The following is a 12,506-nucleotide window of genomic DNA, read 5'->3' as shown; positions in this document are numbered from 1 at the left end:
TGTTCACTAACTGAGTCACCAGGTTAGCGAGGATTAACTGAGATGACAACCCGTCTGACGCACCGTGGCCGTGCGAAGGCCGATCGCCACGCCGCGCTCCTCCACGAGGCCGCACGCCTGTTCGCCGAGCGCGGTTTCGCGAGCGTCAGTCTCGAAGAGCTGGGCGCGGCCGTCGGTGTGACCGGGCCGGCGGTGTACCGCCACTTCGCGAACAAGCAGGCGATGCTCGGGGCGATCCTCGTCGGCGTCAGCGAGCGGCTGCTGTCGGGCGGGCGGGCCGTGGTCGCGGAGCACGTCGACGCCGAAGGCCGCCTCGACGGTCTCGTCCGGTTCCATGTCGATTTCGCCCTCGCCGACGCCGATGTCATCCGCGTGCAGGACCGCGACCTCGAGAGCATGTCCGACGACGACCGGCACGCCGTGCGGCGCCTGCAGCGGGAGTACGTCGAGGTGTGGGTCGGGGTGCTGCAGGACCTCCGGCCCGACAGCGCACCCGCCGACCTGCGCGTGCGCGCGCACGCGTGCTTCGGCCTCATCAACTCGACCCCGCACAGCCTGCGCGTGCTCCGCGACGCACCGAGCGCCTCCTCCGGTGCGAGCCGGTCCAAAGAGCGCGACGCGCCGAGCGGGAGCGCGGTGCGCGCCATCCTGGAATCGATGGCGCGCTCCGCCCTGCTCTCCTAGCGATCAGCGCAGCAGCATCGCCCGTCCGGGTTCGCGCAGCACGTCGGCGACCTCGACCATGAACTTCGCGCCCTGCTCGCCGTCGACGAGCCGGTGATCGAACGACAGCGCGAGCGTCATGACATCGCGCAGCGCGATCTCGCCGCGATGCTCCCACGGCTGACGGCGCACGGCGCCGAGCGCGAGGATGCCCGCCTCACCAGGATTGAGGATCGGGGTGCCGGCATCCACTCCGAACACACCCACGTTCGTGATCGAGAAGGTTCCGCCCATCATGTCGCCGGGCGCCGTCTTTCCGGCACGAGCGGTCTCTGCGAGCGCGCGGATCGCGTCCGAGAGCTCGACGAGCGTGAGGTCCTGCGCATCGCGGATGTTCGGCACGACGAGCCCGCGGCCGGTCGCGGCCGCGATTCCGAGGTTGACGTAGTGGTGCTCGACGATCTCTCCGGCCTCGTCGTCCCATGTCGAGTTGAGACTCGGGTGGCGTCCGAGGGCCAGGCACACCGCTTTCGCCGCGACGGCCATGATGCCGATGCGGTGGTCCGACAGTGCGCGGTCGGCCTTCAGAGACCCGACGAGCTCCATCGTCGGCGTGACGTCGATCGTGAGGAAGGTCGTGACGTGAGGCGCCGTGAAGGCACTGCGCACCATCGCAGCGGCCGTGTGCTTGCGGACGCCGCGGATGCGCGTGCGCGTCGTGCGCTCCCCCTCCTCGCGTCGCACGGCGGGGGCCGCCGGAGCGGGCTCCGAGACACCGACGCGCTCGGCATACGCCTCGACGTCGGCGCGCGTGATGACACCGGAGGCACCGGATGCCTCGACCAGCACCAGATCCACGCCGAGCTGCTTCGCGAGCGCGCGCACGGGCGGTGTCGAGCGCGGGCGCTCGAGCGGACGCTCGAGCACCTCGGGAGTCGGCGACGCATCGTGCGGGGCCGCCTGCATCACCTCGGAGTCGAGGACGGCCGTGTCCGACGCGGCGGCTCCGCCGCCGGCGGCGCGCACGCGGCGCGCAGGACGCTTGCTCGACGCGGGCGCGGCACCGTAGCCCACCAGGTTCGGCTGGGCCTTCTCCTCCTCGACGGGTGCCGGGGCCGGAGCATCCTGTCCCGCGAGCTCGTACGAGATCAGCACGGAGCCGACCTCGACGACGTCGCCGGCGGCAGCGTGCAGCGTGCGGATGACGCCCGCGTGCGGAGACGGGAGCTCGACGACCGCCTTGGCCGTCTCGACCTCGGCGATCGTCTGGTTGAGCGTCACGGTGTCGCCCTCGGCGACGAGCCACTGCACCAGTTCGGCCTCGGGCAGGCCCTCGCCGAGGTCGGGGAGGCGGAAGTCCTCGATCACAGCTGCACCCCCGACATCGAGTTGGGGCGATCCAGCACACGATCGACGGCATCGAGGATGCGGTCGAGATCGGGCACGTGGTGCTTCTCGAGCTTCGCCGGCGGATACGGGATGTCATGCCCCGTGACCCGCGCGGGAGCGGACTCGAGATAGTTGAAGCAGCGCTCCGTGACGCTCGCGATGAGCTCGGCGCCGACACCCGCCTCTCGGGCGGCCTCGTGCGTCACGACGACGCGACCGGTCTTGCGGACCGACGCGGTGACGGTGCGGTAGTCCACGGGCGAGATCGAGCGCAGGTCGATGACCTCGATCGAGACCCCGTCGTCCTCCGCGGCGGTCGCGGCATCCATCGCCACCGGCACCTGCGCGCCGTACGTCAGGATCGTGACGTCGCTGCCCTCCCGGGCCACCCGCGCGACGCCCATCGGCGGCGCATCGGCGAGGTCGGCGTCGAGGTCGACCTCGCCCTTGGAGTGGTACAGGCGCTTCGGCTCGAAGTAGACGACCGGGTCGTCCGAGGCGATCGCCTGGCGGAGCATGACGTAGGCGTCCTGCGGGTTCGACACCGCGACGACCCGGAGACCCGACGTGTGCACGAAGTACGCCTCGGGCGACTCGGAGTGGTGTTCGGCGGCGCCGACGCCACCGGCCCACGGGATGCGGATCGTGATGGGCATCTTGACGTTGCCGCGCGTGCGGTAGTGGAGCTTCGCCACCTGGCAGACGATCTGGTCGAACGCGGGATAGACGAAGCCGTCGAACTGGATCTCGACGACGGGCCGGTAGCCCCGGAAGGCGAGCCCGACGGCGGTGCCCATGATCCCCGACTCCGCGAGAGGCGTGTCGACGACGCGCTGCGAGCCGAACTCGGTCTGCAGACCGTCGGTGATGCGGAAGACACCGCCGAGCTTGCCGATGTCCTCCCCCATGATGAGCACCTTGGGGTCGTCGGCCATCGCGCGGCGGAGGCCCTCGTTGATGGACTTGGCCATCGTGAGTTGCGTCATCGTCACGCCGCCGTCTCGTCCGAGAAGCCATCGAGGTACGAGCCGAACCAGGCGCGCTGCTCGTCGAGTCCCGTGTGCGGCTCGGCGTACACGTCGTCGAACACCTCGATCGCGGGTCGGGTCACAGCGCCCAGCGCCGCCGCCCGGACGTCCGCGCCGAGTGCGTCGGCGTCGGCCGCGACCTGCGCCGAGAACGCGTCGTCGAAGGCATCCGACTTCCGAAGCAGAGCCTCGACGCGCGCGATCGGGTCGCGCAGACGCCAGCGCTCGACCTCTTCCTTGTCGCGGTAGCGCGTCGGGTCGTCGGAGGTCGTGTGCGGGCCCATCCGGTAGGTCACGGCCTCGATGAAGGCAGGGCCACCACCGCGGCGGGCGATGTCGGTCGCCCAGCGCATCGCCGCGAGACACGCGAGCACGTCGTTCCCGTCGACGCGCATGCTCGGGATGCCGAACCCCGGCGCGCGGCCGGCGATCGGGAACTTGGCCTGCACCTTGACGGGCTCCGAGATCGCCCACTGGTTGTTCGTGCAGACGAAGATCACGGGTGCGCGGAACGAGGATGCGAAGACCATCGCCTCGTTGACGTCGCCCTGGCTCGTCGCGCCGTCGCCGAAGTAGGCGGCCGCGACCTGATCGGTCCCGTCGCGCTGGATGCCCATCGCGTAGCCGACGGCGTGGAGCGTCTGTGCGCCGATGATGATCTGCGGCGTCGCCGTGTTGATGTCGTAGGGGTTGTACGTCGAATGCGATTCGCCGCGCCACGCGAGCACGAAGTCCGCGGGCTTCGCGCCTCGCACGTGCTGGACCCCGATCTCGCGGTAGCTCGGGAAGACGAAGTCGTCGGCGCGGAACCCGCGGGCGGTGCCGACCTGCGTGGCCTCCTGGCCCTGGCACGGCGCCCACAGCCCGAGCTGGCCCTGACGCTGCAGCGCGACGCCCTCGGTGTCGACACGGCGCACGAGCACCATGTCGCGGTACAGGCTCTGCAGCATCGCGGTGTCGACGTCGGCGACCCAGCGTTCGAGGTCGGGATCGGCGATGCGCTCGCCATCGGGGGCCACCAGTCGGGCGACATCGTCGATGTCGGTCTGCGGCTCGGCCGTCGCGGTAAAGGTGTGCATCGTCGCATTCCCTCCTACAGGGCCACCCTCGTGAGGCGGCCTTTGCGGATCGCCGGCGGCATCGCCGGCATGCCCGACGATACGTCGACATCGCAACTAGCTCAAGCAACCACAGATCGCTTGAGCATGTTGCGTACATTAGCGACTGATCTGCGTGCTATCGTTTCGCACTATGAGTTCACTCGACCACGTCGACCTCGAGCTGCTCGAAGCTCTCGCGGCCGATCCGCGCGCGACCGTCGTCGCACTCGCCGATCGCCTCGGACTCTCTCGCAACACCGTGCAGGCGCGCATGAGCCGCCTCGACCGCTCGGGCGTCTTCCTCTCGTATGAGCGCGCGATCTCCTCCGCCGCCCTCGGCTACCCGATCGAGGCCTTCATCAACGTCATCGTGCGCCAGGCCGACCTGCCCCGCATCACGGCGGAACTTCAGCGCGTGCCCGAGGTCGTCCAGGCGCACGGTCTCAGCGGTCAGGTCGATCTGCTCGTGCGGGTCGCGTGCCGCGACACGCAGCACCTCTTCGACACGGATGCCCGCATCCTCGCGATCGAGGGCGTCGAGCGCACCGAGACGTCGCTGGTCATGGGCGAGGTCATCGGCCACCGCGTGACCCCGCTCATGGAGCTGTCGCGCCGCGAACGCTGAGCGACGTCAGGGAGCGGGCACGACCGGGATGGTCGCCGCCGCACCCCGCGGCTCGCCGGCGGACGAGGCGTCCATCCTCACGAGCACGACGCCGACGAGGATGAGCGCTCCGCCGACGAACTGGATCGGCGCCGGGGTCTCGCCCAGCAGCAGCCAGGCGAAGCCCAGGGCGAACAGCACCTCGGACAGGCCGACGAACGACGCGATGCGCGAGCCGACCCGGGGAACGGCCATGACGCCGAAGGCGTAGCCGATGGTCGTCGCGACGCCGGCGACCCAGAGGAGCGGCATCCACCACGGCACCGTGACCCCGGCGAACGTCACGTCCACCATCGGCGCGACGAGCGGGAAGACGCCGATGGCGGCGAGGATCACCATCAGCGCGGTGCCCACGAGCAGTCCTCCCGACGCGAGCGCGACCGGTGGCAGGTCGTCGCCCGCGCGCTCGGAGATGAGGAAGTAGGCCCCGACGCAGATGGCCGCCGCGAGGGCGAAGAGCGTGCCGAGCAGATCGAACTGCGCACCCGAGATGTCGACGACCAGGACGAGTCCGACGATCGCCACGAGGGACCCCGCGATGACCAGCCGCGACGGCGCCGTCCGGGTGCGCGCCCACGCGAAGAGCACGAGCAGCACGGGCGCGAGGTACTGGATGAGCAGGGCCACCGCGACGGGCATCCGCTGCATCGCCGAGAAGAAGAAGATCTGGCAGCCCGCGACGGCCGTCAGCCCGAACCCGACGATGAGCACGCTGTGGCGGCGCACGAACCGCCTCTGGCGGCGGATCGCGAGGAGCAGCGCCGGCACGAGGATGAGCCCGGACACGCCCATGCGCACCAGGAGCGCGGCGCCGATCGACCATCCGGCCTCGAGGAGCGGCTTCACGAGCGGCCCGCTCGACGAGAACGCGAGCGCGGATGCCACGGCCAGCACGATGCCCGAGGACATACGGCTCGCAGGAGTGACCGGCGAGAGCACGGGGATGGGCGCGGTGGCGGTCATGGCGTCCGTCTGTCATGAGTGAAGGGTGGTTACACTGGTGACTGTACGGGATCACGATGTCAGGAGTCAACATGGTTTTCATCAATGACACGCGGCAGGCGCTGACGGCCGCCGTGCACCTCGTGAACACGCTCCCCGGCTACGACGGCGAAGACACCCTGCAGACCGCCGACGACCTCGACGTGTACCTGCGCGTCAACCCCTACACCGGCACGATCCGTCGGGATGCGGCCGAGATCGACGCCGTGCGCGGCATCCGCTCCCGCCTTCGCGAACTCTGGGACGTCGACCGCGAGAGCGCCGTCCCCCTCGTCAACCGGATGCTCTCCGACGGGCACGCCCTCCCCCAGCTCTCGAAGCACGACGAGTTCGACTGGCACATCCACGCGACGTCCGACGACGCGTCCCTCGCGACGCGCATCCTCGTCGAGGCGGCCATGGCGTTCGTGGATGTCATCCGCTCCGACGAGTACGACCGCGTGCGGGTGTGCGACGCCGACGACTGCGAGTCGGTCTATGTCGACTTCTCGCGGAACGGGTCGAAGCGGTACTGCGACACCGGCAACTGCGGCAACCGCATGAACGTCAACGCGTATCGGGAGCGGAAGGCGCGACGAAGCGCCTGATGGCGGACGCCGCGACCTGCGGCGTCTCGTAGTGGATGAGGTGCCCGACGTTCGGGATCTCGACGAGCTCGGCATCGGCGAACATCGTCGCGAGGCGCCGGACGTCTTCGATCTGGGTGATCTCGTCCTCCTGCGCGGCGATGAGCAGGGTCGGCACCTCGATGAGCGGCGCCGAGGCCCGCACGTCGTTCGAGACCGACGCGAGGAACCCCTCGTGCAGCACCGTGCGATCCGAGAACCGCGAGAAGTACAGATCGTGCTGATCGCGCACGAAGCGGCGGATGGCGGGATCCTTCGAGTTCGTCATCGAGGCGCTCATGATGCGCACCACCGCCTTGCTGCGCAGGAGCTTGTCGCCCACGCTCTCGGGCAGCTTCGCGCCGACCTGGTAGTAGAGGACGGCGAGCCGTGTGAGCACGCCCATGCCGCCTTCCAGTGCGGGCGCGCCGATCGGGTTGATGAGGATCAGGCGCGGCGTCTCGAGACCGCTCGCGACCGCCGCGGCGCTCACGATCGACCCGAACGAGTGGCCGACGAGCACCGCTCGTGGCGCGACGGCCGCCGAGAACGCGGTGAGCCACGCGACGTAGGTGTCGAGATCGTGCGTGCGACCGGGGAGGGGCGGCGTCTCGCCGAAGCCCGGGAGATCCGGAGAGACGACCCGGATGCCGGGCAGATGGGCCACGATCGGCTCGAGCCCGTGGTGCTCGCCGCGATAGCCGTGCACCGCGAGGATCGTGGTCTCCGCGTCGTCCGGACCGTAGACCCAGTAGGCGGTGGGCGAACCGAGCACCTCGACCTCTCGCCGCTCGACCGGGATCGCGTCGAGGAGGGGAGCGTAGGGGTTCACGGCAGTCACCCGTGAATTCTACGAGGCGCAGGCTGTGAACCCGGGGCGTGGCACGCTCGCCATGTCGGAGGCGTCGCATACCTTCGGAGGCATGCAGCCCGAGATGCTCCCCCTCTTCCGGAGGCCGGAGTGGGTCGAAGTCGTCGGGGTCTTCGACCTCGAGACGACCGGGGTCGACGTCGCGGGCGACCGCATCGTGACGGCATACGTGGGAGTGCTGGATGCCGCGGGCGCCGTCGTGCGCGAGCGGCACTGGCTGGCCGATCCCGGCATCCCCATTCCCGACGGCGCATCCGCCATCCACGGCGTCACGACGGCGCGCGCTCGCGCCGACGGGCGCCCCGCCGCTGAGGTCGTCCGCGAGATCGTCGCGTCGCTGCACGGGCTGCTGGATGCCGGTATCCCCGTCGTCGCGTACAACGCGGCGTACGACTTCTCGCTGCTGCACCACGAGGCGCTGCGGCACGGTGTCGCGCCGCTCGACTCCCCCGCGCCGGTCATCGACCCGCTCGTGATGGACAAGCGGTACGACCGCTACCGCCGCGGCAAGCGGACGCTGTCCGTGGTGGCCGCGCACTACGCCGTGCGGCTCGACGACGCGCACGAAGCCTCGGCGGACGCCATCGCCGCCGGCCGGGTCGCTCAGGCGCTCGCCGAGCGCTTCGCGGCCTGGCTGCCCGGCAGCGCGCACGAGCTGCACACGCGGCAGATCGCCTGGGCGCGCGCGCAGGCCGACAGCCTCACCGAGTACTTCGTCCGGATCGGCCGGATAGATCCCGACGACCGCCTCGACGGCACCTGGCCCGTGCGCTGAAACGACAAGAGCCCCGCGTGACGCGGGGCTCTTGGAAGACCTGGGCTTACTTGCCGAAGTTCTTGAAGCGCTGGTTGAACTTCTCGACGCGACCGGCCGAGTCCATGATGCGCTGCTTGCCCGTGTAGAACGGGTGCGAGGCCGACGAGATCTCGACGTCGATGACGGGGTACTCCACGCCGTCCAGCTCGATCGTCTTGCTGCTCGACACGGTCGAGCGCGTGAGGAAGGTCTCGCCCGAACCGAGGTCGCGGAACACGACGGCCTGGTACTCGGGGTGGATGTCAGTCTTCATGGGAAGTCCTTCGAGATGTGATGCCCTGGATTTTGCCAGAGCGGACAAAGTCTGAATGGTGCGAGCGCACCAACCATCTAGCCTACCAGACCGGAGTCAGGATGCCGCGCGGGCCGCGTAGCGGCCGTCGGCCTCGGTCAGCACGATCTCGACGCCGAACGTCTCGGCGAGGGCCTCGGCCGTCAGCGTCTCGCGCAGCGGCCCGGCCGCCACGACTCCGCCTTCGCGCAGCAGGAGCACGTGGGTGAACCCGACCGGGATCTCCTCGACGTGGTGCGTCACCATGATCATGGCGGGCGTCGACGGCGCCTGTGCGTAACCGCCGAGCAGTGTCAGCAGCTCCTCGCGCGCGCCGAGATCGAGACTCGCGGTGGGCTCGTCGAGGAGCAGGAGCTCGGGGTCGGTCATGATCGCGCGGGCGATCTGAACCCGCTTCTGCTCGCCGTCGCTCAGCGTGCCGAACGTGCGATCGGCGAGGTGATCGAGCTTCCACTCCGCCAGGACCCGCAGCGCGCGACGCTCGTCGATGTCCTCGTACGCTTCGCGCCAGCGACCGAGAACCGCGAACGCCGCGGTCAGCACGACATCGAGCACCGTCTCCTCGGGAGGCACGCGACGCGCCATGGCCGAGGATGCGAGTCCGATGCGCGGGCGCAGATCGAACACATCCGTCCGCCCGAGGCGCTCCCCCAGGATGGTGACGACACCGGACGTCGGGTGCAGGAGCGTGTCGGCGAGCTGAAGGACCGTGGTCTTGCCCGCGCCGTTGGGTCCGAGGATGACCCACCGCTCGTCGTCCTGCACCGACCACGTGACGTGATCGACGATGTCACGGGCGTTTCTGCGGACGACGACGTCGGAGAACTCGAGCACCTGCGGCATGCGTCCAGCCTATCGGGCGAGGCGGGTCGCCCTCTCGCGCCTCACCCGCGCGCGGCCAGAACCTCCGCATACAGCGCCTCGGTCTGCTCGGCGATCCGTGCCCAGCTGAAGGCGGTCGCGGCGCGTTCGCGGCCGGCGGCGCCGAAGCGCTCCGCCTGGGCGGGATCGCTCGTCACCTCGGTGAGCACCCGTGCGAGATCCGCGACGAAGCGGTCGGGGTCCACGGGCGTGCCCGTGCCGTCCTGCACCTGCTCGATCGGCACGAGCCTGCCCGTGACGCCGTCGACGACGACCTCGGGAATGCCTCCGGTCGCGGTGCCGACGACGGCCGCGCCGCAGGCCATCGCCTCGAGGTTCACGATGCCGAGCGGCTCGTACACGGACGGGCAGACGAACGTCGTGGCCGCCGAGAGGATCGTGCAGAGCTCATGGCGCGACAGCATCCGGTCGATCCACACCACGCCGTCGCGGGTCCGCTGCAGGCCGCGCACGAGTTCCTCGACCTCCGTCATGATCTGCGGCGTGTCGGGCGCGCCCGCGCACAGGATGACCTGGACTTCGGCGGGGAGGCGCTCGGCGGCCCTCAGGAAGTAGGGCAGGCCCTTCTGCCGGGTGATGCGCCCGACGAAGACGACCGACGGCCGCGTGGCGTCGACGCCGAGCTCCGCCAGCAGCGCGGGGTCGTCGACGGGATGCCACGCCTCGACGTCGATGCCGTTGTAGATCACCCGCACCTTGGCGGGGTCGAGCTCGGGGTAGCTGCGCAGGATGTCGTCGCGCATGCCGTCGGACACGGCGACGACGGCCGCGGCGCCCTCGTACGCGGTCTTCTCGATGTAGCTCGAGACGGCGTAGCCGCCGCCCAGTTGCTCCGCCTTCCACGGGCGCAGCGGCTCGAGCGAGTGGGCCGTGACGATGTGCGGGATGCCGTGGAGCAGGCCCGCGAGGTGACCGGCGAAGTTCGCGTACCAGGTGTGGCTGTGCACGACGTCGGCGCCCGCGACGTCCGTCACGATCTCGAGGTCGGTGCCGAGCGTCTGCACCGCCGCGTTCGCCGAGGACAGCTCGACCGGAACGCCGTACGAGGTGGTTCCCGGCTCGTCGCGGTCGGCGCCGAACGCGCGCACCCGGACGTCGATCGACGCGCGCAGCGCCTTCACGAGCTCGGTCGCGTGGACCCCCGCTCCCCCGTAGATCTCGGGCGGGTACTCCTTGGTGACGATGTCGACGCGCATGACTCGCAACCTAGTGCACGCGACACGGCATGAAAACCCGCTGACACCGGGCGCCGCGCGGATCTAGTGTGGTGCCATGCCATCAGCGCCGAAGGTCTTCGGAATCATCCTCGCCGGCGGCGAGGGCAAGCGCCTCATGCCTCTCACGGCGGACAGAGCGAAGCCCGCCGTGCCCTTCGGCGGACAGTACCGGCTCATCGACTTCGCCATCTCGAACCTCATAAACTCCGGTCTGCGCCAGCTCGTGGTGCTGACCCAGTACAAGTCGCACAGCCTCGACCGGCACATCTCCCAGACGTGGCGCATGTCGCCGCTGCTCGACTCGTACGTGGCATCCGTCCCGGCGCAGCAGCGTCTCGGCAAGCGGTGGTTCTCGGGATCGGCGGATGCGATCCTGCAGAGCCTCAACCTCATCACCGACGAGAAGCCCGACATCGTCATCGTGATCGGCGCCGACCACGTCTACCGCATGGACTTCCGCCAGATGCTGACGGCGCACATCGAATCCGGCGCACGCGCCACCGTCGCCGGCATCCGCCAGCCCATCGGACTCGCGAATCAGTTCGGCGTCATCGACGTGGATCCCGAGGATCCCGTGAAGATCCGCGACTTCCTCGAGAAGCCGCAGGACCCGACCGGACTCGTCGACTCGCCCGGCGAGGTGCTGGCGTCGATGGGAAACTACATCTTCGACACGGACGCCCTCATCGAGGCCGTCGAGTCCGACGGCGAGCTCGCGACCTCCAACCATGACATGGGCGGCGACATCGTGCCCTACTTCGTCGGTCGCGGCGAAGGGGCGGTGTACGACATGAACCGCAACGACGTCCCCGGATCCACTCCGCGGGATCGGTACTACTGGCGGGATGTCGGAACGATCGAGTCGTTCTTCGACGCGCACATGGACCTCATCTCGACGCTGCCGATCTTCAACCTCTACAACACCGAGTGGCCGATCCACTCGCAGGCCGTCAACTCGCCGCCTGCGAAGTTCGTCCGCGACTCCGTCGGGCGCATCGGCACGGCGATCGACTCGGTCGTCTCGCTCGGATCCGTGCTGTCGGGCACGCACCTCGAGCGCAGCGTCGTCGGACCGTGGACGCTCGCGGGCGGCGGCTCGACCATCACCGACGCCGTGCTGTTCGACCACGTGCAGGTCGGCGCGGGCGCTCGCATCGCGCGGGCGATCATCGACAAGAACGTCGTGCTCGAAGACGGCGCGACGGTCGGGGTCGATCGCGAGAAGGACCTCGCGCAGGGCTTCACCATCACCGAGACGGGCATCACCGTCGTGGGAAAGGGCATGCGCGTCCCGCGGTAGTTTCGGAGCATGCCCGCTCCGCGCTTCCTCGTCGTGCTCGACGCCGATTCGACGCTCATCCGCAACGAAGTGATCGAGCTGCTGGCCGATGAGGCGGGCCGCGGTGCCGAGGTGGCGGCGGCGACCGAGGCGGCGATGCGCGGCGAGGTTGACTTCGCCGCGAGCCTGCGCTCGCGGGTCGCAGCTCTCGAGGGCGTGCCCGTGTCGGCGTTCGCGCGCGTGCTCGCACGCATCGAGCCCACGCCGGGCGTGCGCGAGCTCCTCTCCGCCGTGCACGATCGCGGTGGTCGCGTCGGCGTCGTCTCGGGAGGCTTCCACGAGATCCTCGACACCATCGCCCCCGCGCTCGGCGTGGACGTCTGGCGCGCGAACCGCCTCGGAGTGCGCGACGGGTCGTTGACGGGACTCGTCGACGGCGAGATCGTAGATGCCGCGGCCAAAGCCGCGTCGCTGCGCGAGTGGGCGGCGGCAGACGGCATCCCCATCTCACGCACGATCGCGATCGGCGACGGCGCGAACGACGTGAAGATGATGGATGCCGCGGGCCTCGGGCTCGCGTTCAACGCCAAGCCGACCGTGCGCGCTCAGGCGGATCTGGTCGTCGGCCCGGTGGACCTGCGCGAGGTCATCGCTCTTCTGCCCTGACCGTGTCGGACGCCCCCAGTAGCGTCGGGCC

At 69.8% G+C, this 12,506-nt stretch carries 14 protein-coding genes; 6 read left to right on the top strand and 8 right to left on the bottom strand.

The window, feature by feature from the left end; genetic code table 11:
• The first annotated feature begins 42 nt into the window (after window positions 1–42).
• The gene (locus ACTIFV_RS12935; RefSeq protein WP_439593200.1) at window positions 43–684 is read left to right on the top strand and encodes a TetR/AcrR family transcriptional regulator; all 642 of its coding nucleotides are present in this window, start codon (window positions 43–45) and stop codon (window positions 682–684) included.
• 3 nt (window positions 685–687) lie between these two features.
• On the opposite strand, the gene ACTIFV_RS12930 is transcribed toward ACTIFV_RS12935, so the two are convergent.
• Genes ACTIFV_RS12930 through pdhA form a run of 3 tightly spaced genes read right to left on the bottom strand, consistent with a single transcriptional unit; the run spans window position 688 to window position 4,159 of the window.
• Window positions 688–2,031, bottom strand: coding sequence for a dihydrolipoamide acetyltransferase family protein (locus ACTIFV_RS12930; protein ID WP_439593199.1), 1,344 nt, complete (start codon window positions 2,029–2,031; stop codon window positions 688–690).
• Window positions 2,028–3,038 (bottom strand): alpha-ketoacid dehydrogenase subunit beta, encoded by a 1,011-nt coding sequence (locus ACTIFV_RS12925; RefSeq protein WP_439593362.1) that lies wholly within the window; start codon window positions 3,036–3,038, stop codon window positions 2,028–2,030. Before ACTIFV_RS12925 ends, ACTIFV_RS12930 begins: the two co-directional genes overlap by 4 nt.
• A gap of 2 nt (window positions 3,039–3,040) precedes the next feature.
• Window positions 3,041–4,159: a pyruvate dehydrogenase (acetyl-transferring) E1 component subunit alpha gene (gene pdhA / locus ACTIFV_RS12920; protein ID WP_439593198.1), complete on the bottom strand. Its 1,119-nt coding sequence runs from the start codon at window positions 4,157–4,159 to the stop codon at window positions 3,041–3,043.
• A gap of 172 nt (window positions 4,160–4,331) precedes the next feature.
• Here pdhA and ACTIFV_RS12915 point away from each other — a divergent pair, with 172 nt between their 5' ends.
• On the top strand, window positions 4,332–4,805 hold the full coding sequence (locus tag ACTIFV_RS12915) for an Lrp/AsnC family transcriptional regulator (RefSeq protein ID WP_439593197.1): 474 nt from the start codon (window positions 4,332–4,334) through the stop codon (window positions 4,803–4,805).
• A gap of 6 nt (window positions 4,806–4,811) precedes the next feature.
• On the opposite strand, the gene ACTIFV_RS12910 is transcribed toward ACTIFV_RS12915, so the two are convergent.
• Window positions 4,812–5,807 (bottom strand): EamA family transporter, encoded by a 996-nt coding sequence (locus tag ACTIFV_RS12910; protein ID WP_439593196.1) that lies wholly within the window; start codon window positions 5,805–5,807, stop codon window positions 4,812–4,814.
• A gap of 71 nt (window positions 5,808–5,878) precedes the next feature.
• Between ACTIFV_RS12910 and ACTIFV_RS12905 the strand changes: the two genes are divergently transcribed.
• Window positions 5,879–6,433, top strand: a complete 555-nt coding sequence (locus tag ACTIFV_RS12905; RefSeq protein ID WP_439593195.1) for a CGNR zinc finger domain-containing protein — start codon at window positions 5,879–5,881, stop codon at window positions 6,431–6,433.
• On the opposite strand, the gene ACTIFV_RS12900 is transcribed toward ACTIFV_RS12905, so the two are convergent.
• Entirely contained in the window at window positions 6,393–7,292 is a 900-nt protein-coding gene (locus ACTIFV_RS12900; RefSeq protein ID WP_439593194.1) for an alpha/beta fold hydrolase, read from the bottom strand. The two genes, ACTIFV_RS12905 and ACTIFV_RS12900, sit on opposite strands and share 41 nt — an antisense overlap.
• An 82-nt stretch (window positions 7,293–7,374) precedes the next feature.
• Here ACTIFV_RS12900 and ACTIFV_RS12895 point away from each other — a divergent pair, with 82 nt between their 5' ends.
• Window positions 7,375–8,097, top strand: a complete 723-nt coding sequence (locus ACTIFV_RS12895) for a 3'-5' exonuclease (protein WP_439593361.1) — start codon at window positions 7,375–7,377, stop codon at window positions 8,095–8,097.
• A gap of 46 nt (window positions 8,098–8,143) precedes the next feature.
• Here ACTIFV_RS12895 and ACTIFV_RS12890 read toward each other — a convergent pair whose 3' ends face one another.
• The 3 genes from ACTIFV_RS12890 to glgA all read right to left on the bottom strand — a co-directional run bounded on the left by ACTIFV_RS12890 (window position 8,144) and on the right by glgA (window position 10,509).
• Window positions 8,144–8,392, bottom strand: coding sequence for a type B 50S ribosomal protein L31 (locus ACTIFV_RS12890; protein WP_439593193.1), 249 nt, complete (start codon window positions 8,390–8,392; stop codon window positions 8,144–8,146).
• A gap of 96 nt (window positions 8,393–8,488) precedes the next feature.
• A complete protein-coding gene (locus ACTIFV_RS12885) occupies window positions 8,489–9,274 on the bottom strand; it encodes an ABC transporter ATP-binding protein (RefSeq protein WP_439593192.1) in 786 nt (261 codons plus the stop codon).
• Between the two features lie 41 nt (window positions 9,275–9,315).
• Entirely contained in the window at window positions 9,316–10,509 is a 1,194-nt protein-coding gene (gene glgA / locus ACTIFV_RS12880; protein WP_439593191.1) for a glycogen synthase, read from the bottom strand.
• A 76-nt stretch (window positions 10,510–10,585) separates the two neighbouring features.
• On the opposite strand from glgA, the gene ACTIFV_RS12875 reads away from it, so the two are divergent.
• On the top strand, window positions 10,586–11,830 hold the full coding sequence (locus ACTIFV_RS12875; protein ID WP_439593190.1) for a glucose-1-phosphate adenylyltransferase: 1,245 nt from the start codon (window positions 10,586–10,588) through the stop codon (window positions 11,828–11,830).
• A gap of 9 nt (window positions 11,831–11,839) precedes the next feature.
• On the top strand, window positions 11,840–12,475 hold the full coding sequence (serB, locus tag ACTIFV_RS12870) for a phosphoserine phosphatase SerB (protein ID WP_439593189.1): 636 nt from the start codon (window positions 11,840–11,842) through the stop codon (window positions 12,473–12,475).
• The last annotated feature ends 31 nt before the right edge of the window (window positions 12,476–12,506 follow it).

The sequence above is a fragment of the Microbacterium sp. genome (genome assembly GCF_051860965.1).
Classification (GTDB): domain Bacteria; phylum Actinomycetota; class Actinomycetes; order Actinomycetales; family Microbacteriaceae; genus Microbacterium.
Note: the sequence above shows the minus strand (reverse complement) of the source record. Positions and strands in the feature narration are given on the sequence as shown.